This window comes from Paracoccus zhejiangensis, assembly GCF_002847445.1.
Classification (GTDB): Bacteria; Pseudomonadota; Alphaproteobacteria; order Rhodobacterales; family Rhodobacteraceae; genus Paracoccus; species Paracoccus zhejiangensis.
Genome location: NZ_CP025430.1, coordinates 3612125 through 3634816, shown reverse-complemented (window position 1 = coordinate 3634816; position 22692 = coordinate 3612125). Strand labels below are relative to the sequence as shown.

Genomic DNA, 22692 nt, shown 5'->3' with positions numbered 1-22692 from the left:
TTACTTGTAAGCTTCGTTGACAACCCTGTCCAGCATGGGACAAGACAGGGGCAGTCTTGAAGGAGTCGCGCGATGCCCGATGGCAGCCAATTGAAGCCCCGCACGGCGGGTCAGGTTCTGGTCGATCAATTGCTGATCCACGGCGCCGACCGCGCCTTCTGCGTGCCGGGCGAAAGCTATCTCGAGGTGCTGGACGCGCTGCATGACGTGTCCGACCGCTTTACCCTCTACAATGCAAGGCACGAGGCTGGCGCGGCGGATATGGCCGAGGCCTATGGCAAGCTGACCGGCAAGCCCGGCATCTGCATGGTGACGCGTGGCCCCGGTGCCTGCCATGCCGCCATCGGCGTCCATATCGCGCAGCAGGACAGCACGCCAATGATCCTGCTGATCGGGCAGGTTGGCCGCGACATGATGGACCGCGAGGCGTTTCAGGAGGTCGATTACCGCCAGATGTTCGGCGGGCTGGCGAAATGGGTGGCGCAGATCGACTGCGCCGAGCGGGTGCCGGAATACATGGCCCGCGCCTTCCGCATGGCCACCTCGGGTCGCCCCGGCCCGGTGGTGCTGGCCTTGCCCGAGGACATGCTGACCGAGACCGTGACGGTCGCCGATGCCGAGCCCTACCTGCCGACCCGCGCCGAAGTGAATGCGGGGAACATCGACCGCATCTGCGCCTTGCTGTCGACGGCAAAGCGGCCCCTGGTGATGCTGGGCGGATCGGGGTGGACCGAGCAAGCGGCATTGGACATCCAGACCTTTGCCGAGGCGAACGCCCTGCCCGTCTGCACCTCGTTCCGCCGTCAGGACGCCATCGACAACCATTCTTCGGCCTATGTCGGCGAGTTCGGCACCGCCGTCAGCCCGACCATCGTCAAACGCATCGCCGAGGCTGATCTGCTTCTGGTCCTCGGCGCGCGGCTGGGGGAGATGACCACGCGTGGCTATACCACGCTGACGCCGCCGCAATCGCGCCAGCGCCTGATCCATGTGCATCAGGATGCCGACGAGATCGGTCGGGTCTATGGCCCCGATCTGGGGATTGCCGCCGACATGCCGGGCGTCGTCGCCGGGCTGGCCGGGCGCAATCTGGGGCGGCGGGCGGATTGGGCCGATTGGGCCAAGACCCTGCGCGACGAATATATCGCCGACACCGAACCGCCGGGTGACAATCAGTGGCAGCTGGACATGGGCAAGGCCTTCTGCGCCATCCGCGACGAGTTGCCCGCCGACCTGATCGTGACGCTGGATGCCGGCAACCATACCGGCTGGGGGCAGCGCTACCTGCGCTTTGGCCGGCCGGGGCGCGAGGTCGGCTCGACCTGCGGCTCGATGGGCTATGCGGTGCCGGCGGCGGTGGCGGCGGCGCTGACCCGGCCCGAGAGCCTTGTGCTGGCGATGGTCGGCGATGGCGGCTTCATGATGAGCGGCATGGAACTGGCGACCGCCGCCCAATATGGCGCGACGCCCATCGTTCTGCTGTTCAACAACGGCATCTACGGCACCATCCGCATGCATCAGGAGCGCGAGCATCCGCGCCGCGTCTCGGGCACGACCATGGCCGGGCATGATTTCGGCAAGATGGCCGAGGGGCTGGGCTGCCATGCCGAGCGCGTCACCCGCACCGAAGACTTCGCCCCGGCGCTGGCCCGCGCCCGTGCCTCGGGCAAGCCGGCGGTGATCGAACTGGTGACCGATCCCGAACAGATCTCGAGCCGCACCACCATCACGCGGCTGCGCGAGCAGGCGGAGGCCCGGGGATGAGTGCGGCGCTGATCGCCGCCCTGCGCGCCGCCGTGGGCGAGCGGCATGTCTGGACCGACCCTGACCAGATCGCCCCGCACCTCCGCGAGGATCGCCGCCGTTGGACCGGCGAGGCGATCGCGGTGGTTCATCCCGGCTCGACCGAAGAGGTTGCCGCCTGTGTCCGCGCCTGCGCCGAGGCCGGCGTGGCGATGGTGCCGCAAGGGGGCAATACCGGACTGGTCGGCGGCGGCGTGCCGCGGGGCGGCGTGGTCATCACCACCGGGCGAATGAACCGCATCCGCTCGGTCGATCCGCTGAACGCCACCATCACGGTAGAGTCCGGATGCACGCTCGCCTCGGTGCAGGAAGCAGCGGCGGAAGCCGGGCGGCTGTTCCCGCTGTCGCTGGCCTCGGAAGGCACCTGCCAGATCGGCGGCAATCTCTCGACCAATGCCGGCGGTACCGGCGTCTTGCACTACGGCAATACCCGCGAGCTTTGCCTCGGGGTCGAGGTGGTTCTGCCCGATGGCCGCATCCTGAACGAGCTGTCGGCACTGAGGAAGGACAATACCGGCTATGACCTGCGCGACCTGTTCATCGGGGCCGAGGGCACGCTGGGGATCATCACCACGGCCGTCCTGAAGCTGTTCCCGAAACCCGCCACCAAGGTCACGGCCTTTGCCGGCTGCGCCGGGCCGGAAGCCGCGCTGGCGATCTTTGACATCCTGCGGGCGCGTGCCGGGGACAGCCTGACGGCTTTTGAATATCTCGAACGCTTCGGGGTCGAGATGGTGCTGGCCCATCTGCCCGGCGCGCGCGACCCGATGACGGAGGCGCACCCGGCCTATTGCCTGATCGAACTCAGCTCGCCCGATCCCGATGCCGATCTCGAGGCGCGGATGGAAAACGCGTTGGCCGAGGCGATCGAATCCGGGCTGGTCGCAGATGCCGTCATCGGCAGGTCCGAGGCACAGAATGCCGCGCTGTGGTCGCTGCGCGAGAACATGTCCGAGATGCAGAAGCATTACGGCGCTTCGATCAAGCATGACGTGGCGGTGCCGGTCGCCCGTGTGGCCGAGTTCATCACCACCGGCGTCGGCCTCTGCCGCGACTATATGCCGCCGGTCCGCCCCTGCCCCTTCGGCCATTTCGGCGACGGCAATATCCATTTCAACCTGACCCGGCCGGTGGACATGAGTGATGCCGAGTTCCTGTCGCATTATCCCCGGTTCAACCGCATCGTGCATGATCTGGTGGCCTCGATGGGCGGCTCGATCTCGGCCGAGCATGGCATCGGTCTGGCCAAGCGCGACGAGCTGCCGCGCTACAAGGATCCGGTGGCGCTGGCGCTGATGGCCAGCCTCAAATCCGCCATCGATCCGCAGAACCTGATGAATCCGGGCAAGGTGCTTGCCCCAGCGACGGAAGGCACAAGATGATCGACCTCTATACCTGGAGCACGCCCAATGGCCGCAAGATCTCGATCCTGCTGGAAGAACTGGGCCAGCCCTACACCGTCCATGCGGTCGATATCGGCAAGGATGAACAGTTCGATCCGGCCTTCCTGAAGATCTCGCCCAACAACAAGATCCCGGCGATCTTTGACCATGACGCGGGTTTCCCGGTGTTTGAATCGGGCGCGATCCTGATCCATCTGGCCGAACGCGCCGGGCGGTTTCTGCCGACCGAGCCGAAACCGCGGGCCGATGTGCTGCAATGGCTGATGTGGCAGATGGGCGGCTTTGGCCCGATGCTGGGTCAGGCGCATGTCTATCTGAAGAACAACCCGGGTCTGGCCCCCGCCGCCGAAGATCGCTTCCGCAAGGAAGCGCGGCGGCTTTACGGCGTGCTGGACCGGCAGCTTGCAGAGGGGGAATTCGTCGCCGGCGACTACTCCATCGCCGACATGGCGATCTTTCCCTGGGTCGCGCGGCATGACTGGCACCAGGTCGATCTGCGCGATTTCCCCAACGTCCTGCGCTGGTATCGCGCGCTGGCCGAGCGCCCGACGGTGCAGCGGGGCTATCAGGTGCCGAAGGATGTCGGGCCGATCCCGATGCCGGACTGACCCGCGCGGTCAGGCCACACCGGGCTTCGGCGGCGCCTTGGGGGTAAAGCTGCCGCGCTCGGGCTTGATGTCCAGAAGCGGGGTGCCGTCAAGGCAATCGAGCCCGCGCACAATCACCTCGGCGCCCTCGATCCCGACCAGACGCACGACCGAGGTGCCGATGGGGTTCGGCCGCACCGGCGAGCGCAGGGCAAAGGTGCCGAGCGTCTTGCCATCGCCCTTGGGGCTTTGCGTGACCAGATCACGACGGCTGCGGTCGAGCCAATAGAGCACCTCGATCCGCTCGTAATCCTCGAGCCCCGCCAGCGCCGGCTGCCAGACCGGGTCCAGCACCAGCCGACATTCCGGCCCGTCCTCGGCTCCCTGACGCGGGCAAAGGTCGCGCGTGACCCATGGCGTGCGGATCACGCCAATGAAGCGCAATTGCGCATCGGTGGCCGGACGCAGATCAACCACCGCCTCATTGGCCCTGGCTGGTTTCTGATCACTCACCGCGCACCCCGTAAATTTTGCATATCCATGCAGGTCTGCGCCCGGCACATCCTCTTTTTCGCCCGAGTCGTTCCCCTTTTCCAGACTTGAATTGTCCTGCTTTCACGCGCTACCGTCATGGTCAGCACAATTTCCCGTTGGGTGGAGAATTTGCAAGGCATCGGTGAGGCATTCGGACTGGCCTGGCAGCTGGTCCTGACAGGCGATGCGGCGTTGGTCGAGATCGTCGCCCTGTCGCTGCAGGTCAGCCTGACCGCGACCGCTCTCGCCTGCCTGATCGGCCTGCCCCTCGGTGCCATCGTTGCGACGCTGCGCTTTCGCGGCCGCGAGGCGGTGCTGATCCTGATGAATGCGCTGATGGGCCTGCCGCCTGTGGTCATTGGCCTTCTGGTCTATCTCTACCTGTCGCGCTCGGGTCCGCTGGGGTTCCTGGGGCTGCTTTATACACCGGCAGCGATGATTATGGCACAAACCATCCTGATCACCCCGATCGTCGCTGCGCTGTCGCGGCAAGTGATCGAGGATCTGCATGTCGAATATGACGAACAGTTTCGCTCGCTCTGCCTCAGCCGGGGTCAGACCATGCGGGCGCTGATCTGGGATGCGCGCTATTCGCTTCTGACCGTGGGGTTGGCAGGCTTCGGCCGCGCCGTGGCCGAGGTCGGCGCGGTGATGATCGTCGGCGGCAATATCGATCACCTGACCCGGGTGATGACCACGGCCATCGCGCTGGAAACCTCCAAGGGTGATCTGCCGCTGGCATTGGCGTTGGGCATCATCCTCTTGGTGCTGGCGCTGGGGGTGAATGCGGCGGTGCAATCGGTACGGCTGACGGCTGTGAGGCAGGCCTATGTCTGATCTGGCCGACAGGACGGTTCTTCGCGGCCGCGACATCCCGGCGGTGGCGCAGCCCGCGCGCGCCCCGGTTTTGCCCCTGAGCCTGCGCGGCGTGACCCTGCAACTGGCCGGGCAGACCATCCTCGACGCGCTGGATCTGGATCTCGGCACACGCGGTTGCACCGTCATCATGGGGCCGAATGGCACGGGGAAAAGCCTGCTCCTGAAGCTGCTGCACGGGTTGATCCTGCCGACATCGGGCCAGATCCGCTGGGGCGCGCTGCCGCCTGCCGAGGTGACGGCCCGGCAGTCGCTCGTCTTCCAGAAACCGATGCTGCTGCGCCGCTCGGTCGCGGCAAATCTGGATTTCGTCCTGCAAGCGCGCGGCAAGGATCGCGGGCGGGGCGATGCACTGCTGGACCATGTCGGGCTGCGGCACAAGTCTGATCAGCCGGCGCGGCAATTGTCGGGGGGCGAGGCACAGCGGCTGGGCATGGCGCGGGCGCTGGCCACCGATCCCGATGTGCTCTTGATGGACGAACCGACCGCCAGCCTTGATCCCGCCTCGACGCTGGCCATCGAGACGATCATGACCGAGGCGCGCAGCAGCGGCATCCGGGTCATCCTCGTTACCCACGATGTCGGTCAGGCCAAGCGCATGGCCGATGATGTCGTCTTCCTGCATCGCGGTCGCATCGCCGAGCACCGCGCGGCCCCGGACTTCTTCGCCCGACCCGATACCGAGGCCGCGCGGGATTTCCTGCAGGGCAACCTGGTGCTCTGACCCCTATCGCAACGGAGAGTGTTTTCATGACCGCAAAGACCGTGAGGATTGCCCTGCTGGCCCTTGGCCTCGCCACGCCCGCACTTGCACAGGAGCAATCGATCCTCGTGCAATCGACCACATCGACGGCAAATTCGGGGCTTTACGACTACCTGTTGCCGATCTTCACCGCAGAAAGCGGCATCACCGTCAATGTCGTGGCGGTCGGCACCGGGCAGGCGATCAAGAATGCCGAGAATTGCGATGGCGACGTGCTGCTGGTCCATGCCAAGCCGGCGGAAGAGAAGTTCGTGGCCGACGGCTTCGGCACCACGCGCACCGACCTGATGTATAACGACTTCATCATCGTCGGCCCGCCCGCCGATCCGGCTGGCATCAAGGGCATGAATGACGTGCAGCCGGCCCTGGCCAAGATCGCCGAGACCAAGGCGCCCTTCGCCTCGCGCGGCGATGATTCCGGCACCCATCAGAAGGAAGTGCAGCTCTGGTCGGAATCCGGTGCCGATCCCAAGGCCGCCTCGGGCGAATGGTATCGAGAAACCGGCTCGGGCATGGGGGCGACGCTGAACACAGGGCTTGGCATGGGTGCCTATGTGCTGACCGACCGTGCCACCTGGATCAGCTTCGAGAACAAACAGGACTACGAAATTCTCGTTGAGGGCGATCAGGATCTTTACAACCAGTATGGCGTGATCCCGGTCAATCCGGCGAAATGCCCGTCGGTCAAGACCGCCGAGGCGCAGGCCTTTGCCGACTGGCTGGCCTCGACCGAGGGTCAAGCCGCGATCGCGGGCTACAAGATCAACGATCAGCAGCTGTTCTTCCCGAACGCGCCGAAACAGTGATACGGTCCGGGGACCGGGTGACCGGCCCCCGCATGACAAGATGATGATGCCCGAGACCCTCGACAGCCCCGAATTCCTGACCGTGCGCGAGCTGGCCGAGCTTTTGCGCATCAAGGAGCGCAAGGTCTATGACCTTGCCGCCTCGGGCGAGGTTCCCGTTTCGCGTGCCACGGGAAAGCTGCTGTTCCCCGCCCGCGAAGTGCGCGACTGGATCGAGCGCGCCCGTTCGGGTGGCAAGGTCGAGCTGGCGGCGCGCCCGCCGATCGTGCTGGGCAGCCATGACCCGCTGCTCGACTGGACCATCCGGCAGTCGCAATCGGGGCTGGCCACCTTCTTCGACGGATCGATGGACGGGCTTGCGCGCTTTGCACGCGGCGAGGGGGTCGCAGCGGGACTGCATATCCATGACGCCCGCAGCCGCAGCTGGAACATAGTCGCGGCCTCGACCATGGCGCAGGGTCTGAACGCGGTTCTGGTCGCGTTTGCGAGCCGCCGGCGGGGGCTGGTGATCGGTGATGGCCTGCCAGAGCCCAAGGGGATCGCCGGGCTGGCGGGCCTGCGCGTCACCCCGCGGCAAGAGGACTCCGGCACTGCCATCCTGTTCCGCGAACTGGCCGCCGAGGCGGGGCTGGATCTTGCGCAGGTGGCGCTGCAACCCGTGGCACGAACCGAGGATGATGCCGTCGAAAGCGTGCGGCGCGGCGAATCCGATGTGACCTTCGGCCTCGAATCCGTCGCCCGCAGCTTTGGCCTGCGCTTTGTCCCGCTGATCGAGGAACAATATGCGCTGCTGGTCGATCGCAAGGCCTGGTTCGATCCCTGCTTCCAGAAACTGATCGCCTTCTGCCGGACCGACGCCTTCCGCCAGCGGGCGGAAGGCTATGGCGGCTATGATGTCAGCGAGGCCGGCAGGGTGCTGTGGAACGCCTGAGCGGGCGTCAGATCTTCCCCTCTTTCACCAATCCAAATCGTTTCGGGAAGTACCATTGCAGCACTTCGCGGAACCGCTGAGAACTGTCGCGCGCCCAGTTCCGCATCAGTTCGGACCCGAACTGGATCGCCGTGATCGGCGTCGCGCCGGCCGCCCGCATCCGTTCCAGCGCCTGGTCATGCGCCACCGGGGAAATGCCGCCCACGGCATCGGCGACGGGATAGACGTGATAGCCTTCGGCCTGCATGTCGAGGGTCGGGAAGGTCAGGCAGACCTCGGTCCAAAGCCCCGCCATGACGATGTTCTTGCGACCGGTCGCCTCGACCGCCTTGCGGAATTCCTCGTCCTCCCACGCATTGACACCGCTGCGGTCGATTTCGGTCACACCCGGCAGCTCGGCCATGATCGCCTCGGCGGTGCCGGTATTCACCCCCATGTCCACGCCGACCGTCGAGACGATCACCGGGATCTCGTAGGCCCGCGCCAGCTTGCAGAGCGCGATCACGTTCAGGTCGATCTCATCCCGCGTCGAGGAGGTGATCGTGCGGTACTGCTCGGGTTGATAGTCGATCAGCACCACCGCGCAATTCTGCGGCGTCAGCAGGTGATCCGTCTTCGGATCGCGGATCGGTTCGGGTTGGGTCTTGGCCATCGGGTCCTCCTTCTTCCAGTCTTGGCTCAAAATTCGCGCTTCAGCAGGCTGCGGTCAACCGACAGCGGACCCGCACCCCAAGCCGCCAGGAACAGCGCCGCGACGGTCCACATTGCCGACAGCCCCTCGGCCTTGAACTGCACCTGATGCAGGAAGACCGCGCCGCCATCCGCCGCCAGATTGCGCAGCCCGTCCTCGGTGAAGAGGCTCGCCTGCTGGGCTAGCTGCGCCATACCCTCGGACGTCAGGATCGCCGCGCCATAGGGGTGGCTGAGATGGAACCAATAGGTCACAGCCAACATCACGCCATTGGCCAGCGCCGCCGGACGGGTCAGGAGCCCCAGAACGATCAGCACACCGCCGACGAATTGCAGCGCCGCCAGCACGGCGGACCACAGCCAGCCGGGATAGAGACCAAGGTTCTCGGTAAAGCCAGCCATGGCGAAAGGCGCGACGATCTTGGGCCAGCCCTCGACGATCAGCAGCGCGCCGACGGCCAGCCGCAGCCCCAGATGCGCCAGCGGCTTGGCAAAGCTGTCATAAAAGCCTGCCATGAAAGGCAGAAACAACGGCGTTCTGGAAAGATTGTCCCGCATCACTCGCTCCTCGTTTCCCCGGCGCGGCCACAATATGCCGCCCGTCCGCCGCAGCAGGTCGCGCCTGCAAGCGTGCGATGCCAGATGACAATGCCAAAATACGGCGTTCTGGCTTATCGAACATAAGACATCTTCCCGCCGGCAGGCTCAAGACCCATCTGACCATCAAGAGCGGCGCGGCCGCATCACCCAACAGAGGTCCGAAATGCGTAAAATCCTGTCAAAATCCTCCGCGCCGCGCGGTCATTGGGTCGGCGACGGCTTCCCGGTCCGCTCGCTGTTCTCGCATATGTCCGGCGATAACGATAACACCCCCTTCCTGATGCTGGACTATGGCGGCCCGCACGACTTCGCCCCGGCCAAGAAGCCGCGCGGCGTCGATGTGCATCCCCATAAGGGCTTCGAGACCGTCACCATCGTCTACGAGGGCGAGGTTGAACACGGCGACAGCACCGGCAAGGGCGGCGTGATCCGCAAGGGTGACGTGCAATGGATGACCGCCGGCAGCGGCATTCTGCACAAGGAATTCCACAGCCGCGATTTCACCGCCAAGGGCGGCCGTTTCGAGATGGTGCAGTTGTGGGTGAACCTGCCCAGGAAGCACAAATCGGCCAAGCCGGGCTATCAGGGCATCACCGATGCGCAGATCCCGGTGATCGATCTGCCCGGGGGCGCCGGTCAGCTGCGGGTGATCGCGGGGGCCCATGGCGGCAAGAAGGGCCCGACGCGGACCTTTACGCCGATGGATGTCTGGGATCTGCGTCTGAATGCCGGCAAGCCCGTCACCCTGACGCCGGTCGAGGGCCATAACGTCATCGTCGTCGTGCTGAGCGGCGATGTGGTCGTGAACGGCGAAACCCGGCTCAGCGGCCCGTCTTCGGCGCGGCTGTCGCGCAAGGGCGGGGACATTCTGCTAGAGGCCGGCAGCGAGGCCAAGGTGCTGATCCTTGCCGGCCAGCCCATCGACGAGCCGGTGGCGGCCTATGGTCCCTTCGTGATGAACAGCGATGCCGAGATCCGCAAGGCGATGAGCGATTTCCAGTCGGGTCGCTTCGGCCGGATGTGATCGCCCGATTGAGGAGTGAGGTCATGGATGACGAAACGCTGAAACTGGGTACCCGCGCGGGTCTGCCCGAGGAGCTCATGTTCCTCGCGCGCCAGCACCCGCGCGGCAACTGGCGCGGCCAGCCCGGCCTTGCTGGCACTGGCGAGTTCTGGCTGGCCAATCACGACTATTTCCGCGGCATGATCCAGCGGATCGCGGGCAGTCTGTCCGCCCTGCGCGAAAGCGGCGAAACCGGCTTTGACAGCGGCCCGGCGCTGCAGCGCCACATCAACGGACTGCTCGGCGGCCTCGACGGGCATCACCGGGTCGAGGATCACCACTATTTCCCCGCCTTCCAGCGCGCCGAGCCGCGCCTGCTGCGGGGATTCGAAATCCTCGATGCCGACCATCACTTGATCCATGACAGCATCGACAAGCTGGCAGCCACGACCCGCGACAGCCTGCAAAGGCTGGGTCAAGCCGAGGGGGTGATGACCAGCGACCAACGGTTTGCCGTCGATGCGCTGGCAGCGGTGGTGGACCGCTTTGCGCCGCTCTTGCGTCAGCATCTGGCGGATGAAGAGGATCTTGTGATTCCGCTGATCCTCGAACGCGCCCGGCAGGACCCCGAGTTCTCGTAAACCCGGCTCAGCCCGCCACGATGTCGCCATATTCCGGGTGGGTCGCGAAGAAGCGGCCCATGAAGCTGCATTTCAGCACCGCCTTGCGCCCCGAGGCCCGGATCTGGTCGAAGACCCCGGTGGCCAGCCGCGTGCCGATGCCCTGCCCACCATAGGCAAAGGGCACCTCGGTATGGGTCAGCACGACATTGCCGTTCTCGTCGACCTGGTAATAGGCGGCGGCGATGTCCTCGCCCTCCAGCGCCAGTTCAAAGCGATGCTCGGCCGGGTTCTCGATCACCTCACTTGGCATGGGCTTCCCTTTCGCTCGTGGAACTCGCGAGCCCCAGAAACTGGACCAACTCGCCCGCCGCCGCGCCGCCAGCACGATTGGCGCCGATGGTCGAGGCCGAGGGGCCATAGCCCACCAGATGCACGCGCGGATCGCGGGCAGCCTGCGTGGCAAGGCGACCGGTCATGACGATCCCGCCATTCTCCTCGCGCAGTTGCAAGGGCGCCAGATGGTCCAGCGCGCTGCGGAAGCCCGTGGCCCAGAGGATAACATCCACCGCCTCCTCCCGCCCGTCGGGCCAGCGGATGCCGGTGGGGGTGATCTCGGAGAACATCGGCTGGCGGTTCAACACGCCGCGGTCCTGCATGGCGCGGATCGCTGGGGTTATCGGGATGCCGGTCACCGAGACGACCGAGCCGGGGATCAGCCCCTGCCGCACCCGCTCCTCGACCCGCGCGACGGCGGCACGCCCGTCCTCGGCGGTGAAATCGCCCTCGTGGAATTCGGGCGGACGGCGGGTGACCCAGATGGTCCGGGCAGCAACGCGGGAAATCTCGTCAAGGAATTGCAGTGCCGAGATGCCGGCGCCGACGATGACCACGCGCTTGCCGGCGAATTCCTCGGGACGCTGATAGTCATGGGTGTGCATCTGCCGGCCCTGAAACAGCTCGCGCCCCGGATAATAGGGGATCTGCGGTGCGTCCCATGTGCCGGTCGCATTGATGATGCCGCGCGCCGAGAAGGTCTCGTGATCAGTCTCGATCCTGAGCCGTTCGCCCCGGCCACAGACCAGCCGCACCGTCACCGGGCGATAGACCGGCAACTGGAACCGCTGCTCATAGGCGCGGAAATAGGCCGGCACCGCCTCGGCCGCGCGCACCTCGGTCTGGCCCGGGTCCAGCACCTCGGCAAAGCGCATGCCGGGCAGGTCGTGCAGCCGGTTGATCGTCTTCATGGTCAGCGAGGGCCAGCGGAACTGCCACGCCCCACCCGGTTCCGGGGATTTGTCCAGCAGCAGGAATTCCTTGCCGCCCTTCAGACCCAGTCGGTGCAGGTGATAGGCGGCCGACAGCCCGGCCTGCCCGCCGCCGATGACGAGAATGTCGATCTTGTAGGCAAGGTTGCTCATCACGCCTCGGGGTTCTGCCACGCCCCGAGGTTAACCGGCGCGCGCGCAGGTGCAAGCCCGTGGGACGGACGCCTCCCCATCAGTCGCGCAAGCTGCGGCCAAGCTCCTGCAACTTGCAGAAGGCGTCATAGCGCCGATCATGCACCGCCTCTGCCGCAGGGTCCGGGTCATAGACCGAGGATTTATGCGTCATCCGCCCCATTGCGTCGGGCATCTGGGCAAAGCTGCCGGCCGCCACAGCGCCAAGGATGGCCGAGCCCAGCAGCACCGGCTCTTCCGCCGCGACGGCCACGACCGGGCGGCCTGCGGCATCGGCCAGCAACTGCCGGACCAGCGGCAATTGCCCGGCCCCGCCCGAGATGACGATGCGATCCACCGACGCCCCGGCGCGATCCTGCGTCTCGATGATCTGACGGAGGCCATAGCCGATGCCCGAAAGCCCGGCGATGTAAAGCGCGACAAGGCTGTCGGCGTCCCGCGCCATGCCCAGTCCGGCGATCAGGGCGCGGGCATGGGGATCGGCAAAGGGGGCGCGGTTGCCCAGAAACTCGGGCACCACATGCAGGCCTTTCGCCAGCGCCACCACGCCCTCGGCCCCGGCCAGTGCCTCCGCCCGGCTTGCCAGCCAGACCGGCAGGGATTGCCCCGCCGCCCGCGCCGTCTCGCGCGCCTCCGCTGCGGCAGGATGGAAGGACAGCAATTGATCGATGGCGGCACCGGCGGCGGATTGCCCGCCCTCGTTCAGCCAGAGCCCCGGCACCATCGCCTGATAGTAGGGCCCCCAGACGCCCGGCACGAAGACCGGATCGCTGGTCGAGGTCATGGTGCAGGAGGAGGTGCCAAAGACATAGGCGAGGTTCGATTGCGGGCTGCCCTCGGCCCCGACCGTACCGATGCCGCCGGCATGGGCGTCGATCAGCCCGGCGGCGACCGGCGTGCCGGGGTTCAGTCCCAGATCCTCGGCAGCATCGGGTGTGAGGCCAGAGCCAAGCGGCGTGCCGGGGGCGACGACCGTCTGACCGATGCGGGCAAAATCCTGATCGGCCAGATCGCCCAGACCGATGCTGCGGAAATAATCCGGGTCCCAGCGGTCTTCATGCGCGAGATAGGTCCATTTGCAGGTGACGGTGCAGGTCGAGCGGTCGAGACTGCCCGTGGCGCGCCACGAAAGATAATCCGCCAAATCGAAGAACTGCCAGGCTGCACCATAGGTCTGCGGCATATTCTCGCTGAGCCAGAGCAGCTTCGGCGTCTCCATCTCGGGCGAGATGACGCCGCCGACATAGCGCAGGACATCATGGCCGGTGGCGTTGATGCGTTCGGCCTGATCGATGGCGCGATGATCCATCCAGACGATGATGTTGCGCGCCAGATCGCCCGATGGGCTGACGGTCAGCGGCGCCCCGCCCTCGCCCAGCACCACCAGCGAACAGGTGGCGTCAAAGCCGATGCCGGCCACCCGTGCCGGGTCGATCGCGGCCTCGGCCAGTGCATCGCGCACCGAGGCACAGATGGCCGACCAGATATCCTCGCTTGACTGCTCGACGATATCGCCCGCCTCGCGCCACATGCGGATATCGCGCTTGGCCGAGGCGAGCATGGTGCCCGAAGCATCGAACAGTCCCGCCCGGGCGCTGCCGGTGCCGACATCCACGCCCAGAAACACGGCGTCACTCATGGTCTTGTTCCTCCGTGAGAGGCGTCACAGGTCGACGCTGTTCGGCAGGATCACCAGATCGCGGATCACCACATTGCGCGGGCGCGACAGCATGAACAGCACCGCCTCGGCCACTTCCTTCGGCTGCATCAGCGAGCCATTGGCCAGCGCCTCTTCCATCTTGGCCTTGGGCCAGTCGTCCAGCAGCGCCGTCACCACCGGGCCGGGCAGCACCGCGCCCATGCGGATGCCGTGCGGACTGACCTGCCGACGGGTGGCGTGCAGGAAGGCCTGAACCGCGAATTTCGAGGCGGTATAGATCGGCTCCCACACCACCGGAACAACGCCCGCGACCGAAGAGGTGAAGATGATGTCGCCGGTCTTGCGCTCGATCATGCCGGGCAGAACCGCCCGGACCGAGCGGAAGGCGGCATTGATGTTCAGATGCAGCATCCGGTCCCATGCGTCGGGATCGCCTTCGGCCGCCGGGCCGCCGATATAGGCGCCCGCATTGGCATGCAGGATATCCAGCGGCGCGCCGGCCAGTGCCTCGATAGCGGCCGCCATGCCGTCCACCTGCGCCCCGTCCATCAGGTCGACGACCAGCGGTTTGGCCATCGGCCCCAACTCGGCGCAGAGCGTGTTCAGCCGGTCCGCCGCACGGTCCACCAGCACCACGGTTGCACCTTCGGTCAGCAGGGTCTTGGCGCATTCAAGCCCGATCCCCGAGGCCGCGCCGGTGACCGCCGCGACCTTGCCCTTCATCAGTTCAGCCATATCGGATTTCCTTCTTTCTCAGCCGCGGCCATGGCTGGCGCGGGACTGGCGGGCCAGGCTGTCGACGATGACCGCGATGGCCAGAACGGCCCCGGTGATCATGTAGCGCAGCGAGGAGCTGAGGTTCAGCAGCGTCAGTCCATTCGAGATCGCCTGAATGACGAGGATGCCCAGCAGCGCCGACCAGGCCGAACCGCGCCCGCCGAAAAGCGAGGTGCCCCCGATCACCGCCGCCGCGATGGCGTTCAGGTTCACGTCGCCCGCCCCCGCCTGCTGGCTCGAGGTGGCAAGCCGGGCCGAGGCCAGAACGCCCCCCAGCGCCGCCAGCGACGAACACAGCATGAAGGCGGTCATGCGGATGCGGTTCACATTGATGCCCGAGCGGCGGGCGGCCTCGCGGTTGCCACCGACGGCGAACATCGAACGGCCCCATTGGGTGCGGGTCAGCAGGTAGTTCATCGCCACGACCAGAAGGACGAACAGCCCGAACATGTAGGGCACGCCGCGTCCCTGATTGAGATAGATTACCGCGACCAGCAGCGCTGCCGTCAGAATCGCCGCCTTGGCGATCAGCACGCTGAGTCCGGGGCTGGACAGGTTCGCCTCGGCCCGGCGGCGCATGGTGCCGAGGCCCGTGATCACCATCACCACCCCCGGCAGGATCGCCAGCAGATAGCTGAGCCAATGCGGCATGATCAGGATCTGGCCGAACTTCACCAGCGCCGAATTGTAGCTGAGGTTGATCGAGCCGGTCGGCCCGAGGATGTAGAGCTGCATCCCCAGCAGCGCCAGCAGGCCCGAGAGGGTCGAGACAAAACTGGGCATGCCGAACTTGTTCAGAAGCGTGGCATAGATCATGCCCATGACCGCCCCGGCGGCCAGCGCCGCTAGGATCGCCAGCACTACCGGCATCCCCATATTCGCCCAGATGACGCCGACCATCGCCGAGGCAAGGCCGCTCATCGAGCCGACCGAGAGGTCGATCTCGCCCAGGATCAGCACGCAGACTATGCCAAGCGAGATGCAGCCCACGGCAGCGGCGTCAAACAGCAGGTTCACCAGGTTGTTCGGCGCGAGGAAGACCGGGTTCAGCGACGCGAAGACGACTGAGATCAGCACCAGCCCGACGGCGACGGGCAGCATGCCCAGATCGCCCGAACGGACGCGGTCGATGAAGGCGCGGATGGCGCCGGAAATGCCCTCGTCATGGCGCACGCGGCTGTCCGAGCGGTCCAGCGCGGCGGGTTTGTTCTGATCGCTCATGCGTGATGCTCCACTTCTTCCTTGCGGGCGCGGCGACGCGATACCGCGTTCTCGGTGGCGCCGGTGATGGCGGCGACCAGTTCGGCATTCGATGTTTCGGCGGTGAAGATGCCGTTGTTGCGCCCCAGCCGCAGGACTACGATGCGGTCGGCGACGGCGCGCACATCCTCCATGTTATGCGAGATGAGGACGACCCCATGACCGCGATCGCGCACCCGCTCGATCAGGTTCAGCACCTCGGCGGTCTGGGCCACGCCAAGCGCGGCGGTCGGTTCGTCCAGCATGATGATCTTGGGATCCAAGAGCAGCGAACGGGCGATGGCGACGGTCTGGCGCTGCCCGCCCGAGAGCGAGGCGATGGGCTCGCGGACCGAGGGGATGCGAGCGGCCAGCTCGCGCAGCAGGGTCCAGGCACGAACCTCCATCTGCACCTCGTCCAGCGCCCAGGGGTTCAGCTCGTGACCGAGGAACAGGTTCGCCACCACATCAAGGTTCTCGCACAGGGCGAGATCCTGAAACACCGTGGCAATGCCCATTTCCAGCGCCTTGCCGGGGCTGTCCAGATCGACCGGCTTGCCCATGAATTCGATGCTGCCCGCCGTCGGCTGGTGCACACCGGCCAGAACCTTGACCAGCGTCGACTTGCCGGCGCCGTTATCGCCCACAAGGGCCACCACCTCGCCCGCATGAATGTCCAGATCGATCTCGGTCAGGGCCGAGACCGCACCGAACTGCTTGGATACGCCGCGCAGCTTCAGGATCGGCTCGGCAGGGTTTTGGCCTGTGGCCATGGGCTGTCTCCTTCCCCGGAATGGCGGCGCGCGGCCGGGACCGCGCGCCGGTTGGCGTGGTTACTGGGTGATGCCCAGTTCGGCGCAGGCGTCGGCATAGTCGGCGGTGCAGATCTGCTCGGCCGTCTGGATGCCCTTGTCGAAGATCTCGGCCTTGATGTTCTCGCGCGTGACCACGGCCGGCACGAACAGCTCGGACGGCGTGTTGTAGAGCGTGGTCTTCGGCTCGGGCGTCTCGCTCTTGAGGAAGGTCACGGCCACTTCTGCGGCGGCGCGGGCGACGATCTCGGAGGGCTTCGAGATGGTGTTGTACTGATCCCCCGCGATGATCAGCTGCAGCGCCGCAATGGTCGCGTCATTGCCGGTGACCGGCGGCACCGGGTCAACGCCCGCCGCCTTCAGCGCCGCGATGGCACCGCCCGCCGTGCCGTCATTGGCGGCGACGATGCCGGTGATCTCGGCCCCGAAGCGAGTGATCTGGCCAGCGGTCCATTCCTGCGCCTTCGGCGGCGCCCAGTCCGGCGTGTCATATTCGGCCAGCGTCTTGTATTCGGACCCGTCCAGCGAGCTGTCGATCCCGTCGCGGATCAGACCGGCCGCCGCATCGGTGGGCGAGCCGTTGATCTGCAGCACGCCCGCGCCCGCCGCCACGCCCGAGGCCTTCAGGTGATCGACCAGCGATTGCGCGATGGCGGCACCGATGCCTTCATTGTCGAACGAGACATAGTAATCCGCCGGCACGTCCGGGATCGGCCGGTCATAGGCGATGATCTTGATGCCCTGGCTCTGCGCCATCTGCACCAGCCCGGCGGCCGCGGCGCTGTCAACCGGATCCAGCACGATCACCTTGGCGCCCTGCGCGATGACCGAGTTCACCTGCTGCTGCTGCAGCGAGACATCGGCATTGGCGTTCTGATAGATCACCGTGCACTCGGCACAAAGCTCCTTCATCGCCGCTTCGAAGCCCGGGAAGTCATGTTCCTCGTAACGGGTCGAGGCCTGGTCGGGCATCAGGAAGGCCACGGTCGCGGCCTCCTGCGCCGTGGCGGCGCCACCCAGCAGTCCGGCGATCAGGGCCGAAGCGGCGGCAATCGAAGTTCTGGTCTTCATCTCGTGTCTCCTCCCTCTGTGACACGCGCCGATGGAAGGTCTCACCCGGATGAAAGCCATGACGGGCCGCACCGCCAAGGCGGTCGATCTGCCCGTTTCCTTCTGGCTATCCTCCCGCCGCCTCCCAACAGCGCAACCGATGCAGCATGCTTGCTCAATCGATGTAGCAAGATTGTCTTAACCATCTCATCCTGTCAAGATGAAGCTGGCGAGGCGCATTTTCCGCGCCCCGGCGCGCGGAGGAAAATGACAGAGAACAGCGGAAATTCTGCAAGGCGGCCAACGATCTATGATCTGGCGCAGATCGCCGGGGCCAGCCCCAGCGCGGTGAGTTCCATCCTGAACGGCACTTGGAAGAAACGCCGAATCAGCGCCGCCACCGCCGAGCGCGTCACCAAGATCGCCACCGAACAGGGCTATGCGGTGAACCTGCAGGCCAGCCTGCTGCGCCGCGAGCGGTCGCATATCATCGGCATGATCGTCCCCAAATATGACAACCGTTATTTCGGTGCGATCGCCGAGCGGTTCGAGGCCATGGCCCGCGCCCGCGACCTGTTCCCGGTCATCACCTGCACCCAGCGCGATCCCGATCTGGAATTCGAGGCCGCGCGCGAGATGGTCTCCTACCAGGCCGAAACTCTGGTCATCACCGGCGCGACCGACCCGGACCGGATCGCCGATTTCTGCGCCGCGGCCGGGGTAAGGGCGATCAATCTGGACCTGCCCGGCAGCAAGGCGCCCTCGGTCGTCTCGGACAATTTCGGCGGCGCGCGCGACCTGACCCGGCTGATCCTGTCACGGATGCGGCGGGACTTCGGCGAGGCCGCGCCGTTGTGGTTCATCGGTGGCCGGTCGCATGATCACAATACCGTGGAACGCCTGCGCGGCTTTCGGGCGGCGCATGTCGAGGCCGGGCTGCCCGCGCCGGAGGCCCAGGTGATCATGCCCGGCTATTCCCCCGACAAGGCCGCCGCCGCGCTGGCTGGCCGGGTCTTCCCCCCGCGCTTCGGCATTTTCGTCAATTCGACCATCACCATGGAGGGTGTGGTGCGCTGGCTAGGCGAGAATCTCGCCATGGACCGCGTCCGGCTGGGGTGCTTTGACTGGGACCCCTTCGCCGCGCTTCTGCCGCAAAATGTCGGCATGGCCGAACAGGACGTGCCGGCGATGCTGCAGCAGGTGTTCGACGCCATTGCCGGCGGGACGGATCAGCTAAGCCGCATCGACGTGCCCTGCATCCTGCACCCCCTGCCCGCGCGCGGCGCGTGAGAACCGTCGCCTGAACAAGAAAAAACCCCGCAGCGACAATGCGCTGCGGGGTTTTTTGGTGCCCAGGAGAGGACTCGAACCTCCACGCCTTGCGGCACACGGACCTGAACCGTGCGCGTCTACCAATTCCGCCACCTGGGCAGGTGGTGAGCGGCTGATTACGGGCAGTCGAGGGGGGTGTCAATGGGCCGAAATCGAAAATATCGTCATTCCGAGTAGAAGACTTATCCCGCCGGTCGCTTGGAAGGACAACCAGCCCGCGACGATACCGCCCCCTTTGACCGCGCGCCCGGCTTGTCGTGCCGAGCGGGCTTCGGTATTGAACTGAAAAGCACCGCACGAAGCGAAGGGGCGAGGGCATGGCGAAACTGGTGACCATCTATGGCGGGTCTGGCTTTGTCGGACGTTATGTCGCGCGGATGATGGCGCAGGACGGCTGGCGCGTGCGCATTGCCGTCCGCCGCCCGGACGAGGCGCTATTCACCCGCACCTATGGCGCGGTGGGCCAGGTCGTGCCGGTCCTCTGCAATATCCGCGACGCGGCCTCGGTGAAGCTGGCGATGCAGGATGCAGATGCGGTCATCAACTGCGTCAACCTGACCGGGAAAGAGGGCAAGAGCACCTTCGAGACCGTTCTGGTCGAGGGCGCGGCGAACATCGCCCGCATTTCCGCCGAGCTGGGCGTTCAGAACATCGTGCATATCTCGGGCATCGGCGTCGATGCCGAATCCCCCAGCAAATATGTTTCGGCCAAGGCGCGCGGCGAGGCTGCCGTGCTGGAACACCGACCCGATGCGGTGATCCTGCGCCCCTCGGTGATCTTCGGGACCGAGGACCAGCTGTTCAACCGCTTTGCCGGGATGAGCCGGTTTGGCCCGCTGATGATGATTGCTGGTGGCAACAGCCGGATGCAGCCGGTCTTCGTCGAAGACGTGGCCGCGGCCGCGACCAAGGGGCTGGACGGCACCGCCGCTGCTGGGGTCTATGAACTGGGCGGTCCCGACATCCTGACCCTGCGCGAGCTTGTGCAGATGACGCTGAAGGCCGTCGACCGCCGCCGCGCCGTCATCAACCTGCCCTTCTGGCTGGCCGGCATCGGTGCCGGGGTGCTGGACCTGGTGCAGACCATTTCCGGCGGGCTAATTGGCAACAAGATGATCACCCGCGACCAGTTGCACCTGCTGCGCACCGATAATGTGGTCAGCGAGGGGGCGAAGGGCTTCGCCGATCTGGGGATCGAGCCGACCGCACCCGAGGCCGTCATCGACAGCTATCTGTGGCGCTTCCGCCCCTCGGGGCAATATGACGCGATCAAGGCCTCGGCGAAGAACCTGCGTCACAACTGATGACCCATGACACGATCGTTTCAGCCGTCCTCGGCCTGCTCGAGGGGCTGACCGAGTTTATTCCGGTCTCCTCGACCGGCCATGTCCTTCTGGCTGGGCACTTTCTGGGCTTCGATTCCCCGGGAAATGCCTTCGAGGTGATGATCCAGCTGGGCGCGATCCTCGCGATCCTGGGCGTCTATGCCGGGCAGCTGTGGCGCATCTTCAGCGCCGCGCCACATGATCCGGCAGCCCGTCGCTTCATCCTTGCCGTGCTGCTGGCCTTCTTGCCGGCGGCTGTGATCGGCGTTCTGGCCCATGGCTTCATCAAGCGGGTACTGTTCGAGACGCCGCTGCTGATCGCCATCAACCTGATCATCGGTGGGTTCGTCCTCTTGTTCGTCGACCGCATGGCCAAGCGTCCGATCTATCACCGGGCCGAGGATTTCCCGCTGCCGATGGCGCTGAAGATCGGGTTCATCCAGTGCCTTGCGATGATCCCCGGTGTCTCGCGCTCGGGCGCGACCATCGTCGGGGCGCTGGCGCTTGGCGCCGACAAGCGGTCGGCGGCCGAGTTCTCGTTCTTCCTGTCGATGCCGACCATGCTCGGCGCCTTCGTCTATGACTTCTACAAGAACCGCGAGCTGCTGGACGCGGCGGCGCTGGAAAACATCGCCATTGGCTTCGTCTGCGCCTTCATCATGGCAATCCTGGTGGTGCGCTGGCTGCTTGGCTATGTCTCGCAGCATGGATACGGGCTGTTTGCCTGGTGGCGAATCATCGTCGGCAGCCTTGCATTGCTGGCCCTTGCGGCAGGTATGTAACACATACTGACCTATTTTTGCGGTTGCAGCGTGAAGTTTTTGCACTCCACGCCATAAATCTTGGCAATAGGTCAGTATTGCTGACTTTTCATCGGAAAGCGTCTGGTTTATTTCCACGCGAGGGGATTTTCCGTTAAGAAGGTGCGCAGCGATGGCCACGCAAAAAATGCTGAAGTTTGTCTCGACTCCGCGCGAAATGCCGGAAAAGCGGGATGCGGCCACGCGCAGCGAGGATTTCCGCGAGATCTACCAGGAATTCGCCGCGATCAAGGCGGCCGAGCAGGCCAGCCGCTGCAGCCAGTGCGGCGTGCCCTATTGCCAGAGCCATTGCCCGCTGCACAACAACATCCCCGACTGGCTGCGCCTGACCGCCGAGGGCCGGCTCGAGGAAGCCTATCGCGTCAGCCAGGCGACCAATACCTTCCCGGAAATCTGCGGCCGCATCTGCCCGCAGGACCGTCTTTGCGAAGGCAATTGCGTCATCGAGCAGTCGGGGCATGGCACCGTCACCATCGGCGCCATCGAGAAATACATCACCGACACCGCCTTTGAAGAAGGCTGGGTCAGCGCTGCCGCTCCGGCACAGGAGCGTGCGGAAAGCATCGGCATCATCGGTGCCGGCCCGGGCGGGCTGGCGGCGGCGGATGCGCTGCGCCGCAAGGGCTTTCAGGTCACTGTCTACGACCGTTACGACCGCGCCGGCGGGCTGCTGACCTATGGCATCCCCGGCTTCAAGCTGGAAAAGGACATCGTCCTGCGCCGCAATGCCCTGCTGGCCGATGGCGGCGTCGAATTCGTGCTGAACTGCAATGTCGGCGAGGATATCAGCTTTGACGCGATCCGCGGCAAGCATGATGCGGTGCTGATCGCCACGGGTGTCTACAAGACCCGCGATCTCGACATGGACAATGCCAATGCCGGCGGCGTGGTGCGCGCCATCGACTATCTGACCGCCTCGAACAAGATCGATTTCGGCGACGAGGTTCCCGATTTCGCCGATGGCGAGCTGAACGCCGCGGGCAAGCGCGTCGTCGTCATCGGCGGCGGCGACACGGCGATGGATTGCGTGCGCACCGCCATCCGCCAGGGCGCGCTGTCGGTCAAATGTCTCTATCGCCGCGACCGCGCGAACATGCCGGGCTCGCAGCGCGAGGTGCAGAATGCCGAGGAGGAGGGCGTCGAATTCGTCTGGCTCTCGGCCCCCGGCGAGTTCGTCGGCCATGTCACCGGCTTTGCCGCCGAGGCGCAGGAGCGTGACGTGGACGAGGTCGCCCAGATCGGTGCGGTCCGGGTGCAGCGGATGCGCCTTGGCGCGCCCGATGTCAGCGGCCGCCAGTCGCCCGAACTGATCGAGGGCGCGGATTACGACGAACCGGCCGAACTGGTCATCAAGGCGCTTGGCTTCGAGCCCGAGGATCTGCCGAAGCTCTGGGGCACCGATGGGCTGGAAGTCACCCGTTGGGGCACGGTCAAGGCCGATTTCACCACCCATCGCACCAGCCTGCCCGGCGTCTATGCCGTGGGCGACATCGTGCGGGGCGCAAGCCTTGTGGTCTGGGCGATCCGTGATGGGCGCGAGGCCGCCGATGCGATCGAGGACTGGCTGACGGGCGAAGCCCGCATCGCGGCGGAGTGAGGG

Annotated in this window: 23 protein-coding genes and 1 tRNA gene; 13 read left to right on the top strand and 11 right to left on the bottom strand. The window is 65.8% G+C overall.

What is annotated here, in order from left to right; translation table 11 throughout:
• Nucleotides 1-72: 72 nt before the first annotated feature.
• The 3 genes from CX676_RS17650 to CX676_RS17640 are packed head-to-tail and all read left to right on the top strand — an operon-like array spanning nucleotide 73 to nucleotide 3814.
• The gene (locus CX676_RS17650) at nucleotides 73-1764 is read left to right on the top strand and encodes a thiamine pyrophosphate-binding protein (protein WP_101753725.1); all 1692 of its coding nucleotides are present in this window, start codon (nucleotides 73-75) and stop codon (nucleotides 1762-1764) included.
• Nucleotides 1761-3185 (top strand): FAD-binding oxidoreductase, encoded by a 1425-nt coding sequence (locus tag CX676_RS17645; RefSeq protein ID WP_101753724.1) that lies wholly within the window; start codon nucleotides 1761-1763, stop codon nucleotides 3183-3185. The genes CX676_RS17650 and CX676_RS17645 overlap by 4 nt, the downstream gene beginning before the upstream one ends.
• Nucleotides 3182-3814, top strand: coding sequence for a glutathione S-transferase family protein (locus tag CX676_RS17640; RefSeq protein ID WP_101753723.1), 633 nt, complete (start codon nucleotides 3182-3184; stop codon nucleotides 3812-3814). The genes CX676_RS17645 and CX676_RS17640 overlap by 4 nt, the downstream gene beginning before the upstream one ends.
• Nucleotides 3815-3823: 9 nt before the next feature.
• On the opposite strand, the gene tsaA is transcribed toward CX676_RS17640, so the two are convergent.
• Complete coding sequence (gene tsaA / locus CX676_RS17635; RefSeq protein ID WP_101753722.1) at nucleotides 3824-4306, bottom strand: tRNA (N6-threonylcarbamoyladenosine(37)-N6)-methyltransferase TrmO; 483 nt, start codon at nucleotides 4304-4306, stop codon at nucleotides 3824-3826.
• 150 nt (nucleotides 4307-4456) lie between these two features.
• On the opposite strand from tsaA, the gene CX676_RS17630 reads away from it, so the two are divergent.
• Genes CX676_RS17630 through CX676_RS17615 form a run of 4 tightly spaced genes read left to right on the top strand, consistent with a single transcriptional unit; the run spans nucleotide 4457 to nucleotide 7703 of the window.
• Nucleotides 4457-5164, top strand: a complete 708-nt coding sequence (locus CX676_RS17630; RefSeq protein WP_101754417.1) for an ABC transporter permease — start codon at nucleotides 4457-4459, stop codon at nucleotides 5162-5164.
• Nucleotides 5157-5927, top strand: a complete 771-nt coding sequence (locus CX676_RS17625; protein ID WP_101753721.1) for an ATP-binding cassette domain-containing protein — start codon at nucleotides 5157-5159, stop codon at nucleotides 5925-5927. Before CX676_RS17630 ends, CX676_RS17625 begins: the two co-directional genes overlap by 8 nt.
• A gap of 26 nt (nucleotides 5928-5953) precedes the next feature.
• The gene (locus CX676_RS17620; protein ID WP_101753720.1) at nucleotides 5954-6772 is read left to right on the top strand and encodes a substrate-binding domain-containing protein; all 819 of its coding nucleotides are present in this window, start codon (nucleotides 5954-5956) and stop codon (nucleotides 6770-6772) included.
• A 43-nt stretch (nucleotides 6773-6815) separates the two neighbouring features.
• The gene (locus CX676_RS17615; protein ID WP_198590237.1) at nucleotides 6816-7703 is read left to right on the top strand and encodes a helix-turn-helix transcriptional regulator; all 888 of its coding nucleotides are present in this window, start codon (nucleotides 6816-6818) and stop codon (nucleotides 7701-7703) included.
• Nucleotides 7704-7710: 7 nt separating this feature from the next.
• Here the strand turns inward: CX676_RS17615 and CX676_RS17610 are convergent, their stop codons facing one another.
• Both CX676_RS17610 and CX676_RS17605 read right to left on the bottom strand, forming a co-directional pair.
• Entirely contained in the window at nucleotides 7711-8355 is a 645-nt protein-coding gene (locus tag CX676_RS17610) for an isochorismatase family protein (RefSeq protein ID WP_101753719.1), read from the bottom strand.
• A 26-nt stretch (nucleotides 8356-8381) separates the two neighbouring features.
• On the bottom strand, nucleotides 8382-8951 hold the full coding sequence (locus CX676_RS17605; RefSeq protein WP_101753718.1) for a DoxX family protein: 570 nt from the start codon (nucleotides 8949-8951) through the stop codon (nucleotides 8382-8384).
• Between the two features lie 205 nt (nucleotides 8952-9156).
• On the opposite strand from CX676_RS17605, the gene CX676_RS17600 reads away from it, so the two are divergent.
• Both CX676_RS17600 and CX676_RS17595 read left to right on the top strand, forming a co-directional pair.
• Nucleotides 9157-10017, top strand: a complete 861-nt coding sequence (locus CX676_RS17600; RefSeq protein ID WP_101753717.1) for a pirin family protein — start codon at nucleotides 9157-9159, stop codon at nucleotides 10015-10017.
• Nucleotides 10018-10040: 23 nt separating this feature from the next.
• Complete coding sequence (locus CX676_RS17595) at nucleotides 10041-10637, top strand: hemerythrin domain-containing protein (RefSeq protein WP_101753716.1); 597 nt, start codon at nucleotides 10041-10043, stop codon at nucleotides 10635-10637.
• A gap of 7 nt (nucleotides 10638-10644) precedes the next feature.
• On the opposite strand, the gene CX676_RS17590 is transcribed toward CX676_RS17595, so the two are convergent.
• From CX676_RS17590 to CX676_RS17560, 7 genes are all read right to left on the bottom strand, one after another.
• Complete coding sequence (locus CX676_RS17590) at nucleotides 10645-10929, bottom strand: GNAT family N-acetyltransferase (RefSeq protein WP_101753715.1); 285 nt, start codon at nucleotides 10927-10929, stop codon at nucleotides 10645-10647.
• Nucleotides 10919-12037: an NAD(P)-binding domain-containing protein gene (locus CX676_RS17585; RefSeq protein WP_101753714.1), complete on the bottom strand. Its 1119-nt coding sequence runs from the start codon at nucleotides 12035-12037 to the stop codon at nucleotides 10919-10921. Before CX676_RS17585 ends, CX676_RS17590 begins: the two co-directional genes overlap by 11 nt.
• Nucleotides 12038-12116: 79 nt before the next feature.
• Entirely contained in the window at nucleotides 12117-13715 is a 1599-nt protein-coding gene (locus CX676_RS17580; RefSeq protein ID WP_101753713.1) for an FGGY-family carbohydrate kinase, read from the bottom strand.
• A 24-nt stretch (nucleotides 13716-13739) separates the two neighbouring features.
• Entirely contained in the window at nucleotides 13740-14471 is a 732-nt protein-coding gene (locus CX676_RS17575) for an SDR family oxidoreductase (RefSeq protein ID WP_101753712.1), read from the bottom strand.
• An 18-nt stretch (nucleotides 14472-14489) separates the two neighbouring features.
• Nucleotides 14490-15734: a sugar ABC transporter permease gene (locus CX676_RS17570; protein ID WP_101753711.1), complete on the bottom strand. Its 1245-nt coding sequence runs from the start codon at nucleotides 15732-15734 to the stop codon at nucleotides 14490-14492.
• On the bottom strand, nucleotides 15731-16525 hold the full coding sequence (locus CX676_RS17565) for an ATP-binding cassette domain-containing protein (RefSeq protein ID WP_101753710.1): 795 nt from the start codon (nucleotides 16523-16525) through the stop codon (nucleotides 15731-15733). The genes CX676_RS17570 and CX676_RS17565 overlap by 4 nt, the downstream gene beginning before the upstream one ends.
• A 60-nt stretch (nucleotides 16526-16585) precedes the next feature.
• Nucleotides 16586-17635, bottom strand: coding sequence for an ABC transporter substrate-binding protein (locus CX676_RS17560; protein ID WP_101753709.1), 1050 nt, complete (start codon nucleotides 17633-17635; stop codon nucleotides 16586-16588).
• A 246-nt stretch (nucleotides 17636-17881) separates the two neighbouring features.
• Here CX676_RS17560 and CX676_RS17555 point away from each other — a divergent pair, with 246 nt between their 5' ends.
• A complete protein-coding gene (locus CX676_RS17555) occupies nucleotides 17882-18904 on the top strand; it encodes a LacI family DNA-binding transcriptional regulator (protein ID WP_101753708.1) in 1023 nt (340 codons plus the stop codon).
• Between the two features lie 56 nt (nucleotides 18905-18960).
• Here CX676_RS17555 and CX676_RS17550 read toward each other — a convergent pair.
• A tRNA-Leu gene (locus CX676_RS17550) sits at nucleotides 18961-19045 on the bottom strand.
• Between the two features lie 218 nt (nucleotides 19046-19263).
• On the opposite strand from CX676_RS17550, the gene CX676_RS17545 reads away from it, so the two are divergent.
• The 3 genes from CX676_RS17545 (at nucleotide 19264) to CX676_RS17535 (ending at nucleotide 22689) form a co-directional block, all read left to right on the top strand.
• Nucleotides 19264-20250: a complex I NDUFA9 subunit family protein gene (locus tag CX676_RS17545; RefSeq protein WP_101753707.1), complete on the top strand. Its 987-nt coding sequence runs from the start codon at nucleotides 19264-19266 to the stop codon at nucleotides 20248-20250.
• Nucleotides 20250-21053, top strand: a complete 804-nt coding sequence (locus CX676_RS17540) for an undecaprenyl-diphosphate phosphatase (RefSeq protein WP_101753706.1) — start codon at nucleotides 20250-20252, stop codon at nucleotides 21051-21053. Before CX676_RS17545 ends, CX676_RS17540 begins: the two co-directional genes overlap by 1 nt.
• Nucleotides 21054-21204: 151 nt before the next feature.
• The gene (locus tag CX676_RS17535) at nucleotides 21205-22689 is read left to right on the top strand and encodes an NAD(P)-dependent oxidoreductase (RefSeq protein WP_101753705.1); all 1485 of its coding nucleotides are present in this window, start codon (nucleotides 21205-21207) and stop codon (nucleotides 22687-22689) included.
• The last annotated feature ends 3 nt before the right edge of the window (nucleotides 22690-22692 follow it).

Excerpts from the sequence above, each read along its gene's own strand:
- CX676_RS17605 (WP_101753718.1), bottom strand. The coding sequence starts at position 8,951 with ATGCGGGACAATCTTTCCAGAACGCCGTTGTTTCTGCCTTTCATGGCA.
- CX676_RS17585 (WP_101753714.1), bottom strand. The coding sequence starts at position 12,037 with ATGAGCAACCTTGCCTACAAGATCGACATTCTCGTCATCGGCGGCGGG.
- CX676_RS17620 (WP_101753720.1), top strand. The coding sequence starts at position 5,954 with ATGACCGCAAAGACCGTGAGGATTGCCCTGCTGGCCCTTGGCCTCGCC.
- CX676_RS17600 (WP_101753717.1), top strand. The coding sequence starts at position 9,157 with ATGCGTAAAATCCTGTCAAAATCCTCCGCGCCGCGCGGTCATTGGGTC.
- CX676_RS17610 (WP_101753719.1), bottom strand. The coding sequence starts at position 8,355 with ATGGCCAAGACCCAACCCGAACCGATCCGCGATCCGAAGACGGATCAC.
- CX676_RS17640 (WP_101753723.1), top strand. The coding sequence starts at position 3,182 with ATGATCGACCTCTATACCTGGAGCACGCCCAATGGCCGCAAGATCTCG.
- CX676_RS17615 (WP_198590237.1), top strand. The coding sequence starts at position 6,816 with ATGATGCCCGAGACCCTCGACAGCCCCGAATTCCTGACCGTGCGCGAG.
- CX676_RS17575 (WP_101753712.1), bottom strand. The coding sequence starts at position 14,471 with ATGGCTGAACTGATGAAGGGCAAGGTCGCGGCGGTCACCGGCGCGGCC.
- CX676_RS17590 (WP_101753715.1), bottom strand. The coding sequence starts at position 10,929 with ATGCCAAGTGAGGTGATCGAGAACCCGGCCGAGCATCGCTTTGAACTG.
- CX676_RS17595 (WP_101753716.1), top strand. The coding sequence starts at position 10,041 with ATGGATGACGAAACGCTGAAACTGGGTACCCGCGCGGGTCTGCCCGAG.
- CX676_RS17540 (WP_101753706.1), top strand. The coding sequence starts at position 20,250 with ATGACCCATGACACGATCGTTTCAGCCGTCCTCGGCCTGCTCGAGGGG.
- CX676_RS17645 (WP_101753724.1), top strand. The coding sequence starts at position 1,761 with ATGAGTGCGGCGCTGATCGCCGCCCTGCGCGCCGCCGTGGGCGAGCGG.
- CX676_RS17555 (WP_101753708.1), top strand. The coding sequence starts at position 17,882 with ATGACAGAGAACAGCGGAAATTCTGCAAGGCGGCCAACGATCTATGAT.
- CX676_RS17625 (WP_101753721.1), top strand. The coding sequence starts at position 5,157 with ATGTCTGATCTGGCCGACAGGACGGTTCTTCGCGGCCGCGACATCCCG.
- CX676_RS17650 (WP_101753725.1), top strand. The coding sequence starts at position 73 with ATGCCCGATGGCAGCCAATTGAAGCCCCGCACGGCGGGTCAGGTTCTG.
- CX676_RS17560 (WP_101753709.1), bottom strand. The coding sequence starts at position 17,635 with ATGAAGACCAGAACTTCGATTGCCGCCGCTTCGGCCCTGATCGCCGGA.
- CX676_RS17565 (WP_101753710.1), bottom strand. The coding sequence starts at position 16,525 with ATGGCCACAGGCCAAAACCCTGCCGAGCCGATCCTGAAGCTGCGCGGC.
- CX676_RS17570 (WP_101753711.1), bottom strand. The coding sequence starts at position 15,734 with ATGAGCGATCAGAACAAACCCGCCGCGCTGGACCGCTCGGACAGCCGC.
- CX676_RS17535 (WP_101753705.1), top strand. The coding sequence starts at position 21,205 with ATGGCCACGCAAAAAATGCTGAAGTTTGTCTCGACTCCGCGCGAAATG.
- CX676_RS17545 (WP_101753707.1), top strand. The coding sequence starts at position 19,264 with ATGGCGAAACTGGTGACCATCTATGGCGGGTCTGGCTTTGTCGGACGT.
- CX676_RS17580 (WP_101753713.1), bottom strand. The coding sequence starts at position 13,715 with ATGAGTGACGCCGTGTTTCTGGGCGTGGATGTCGGCACCGGCAGCGCC.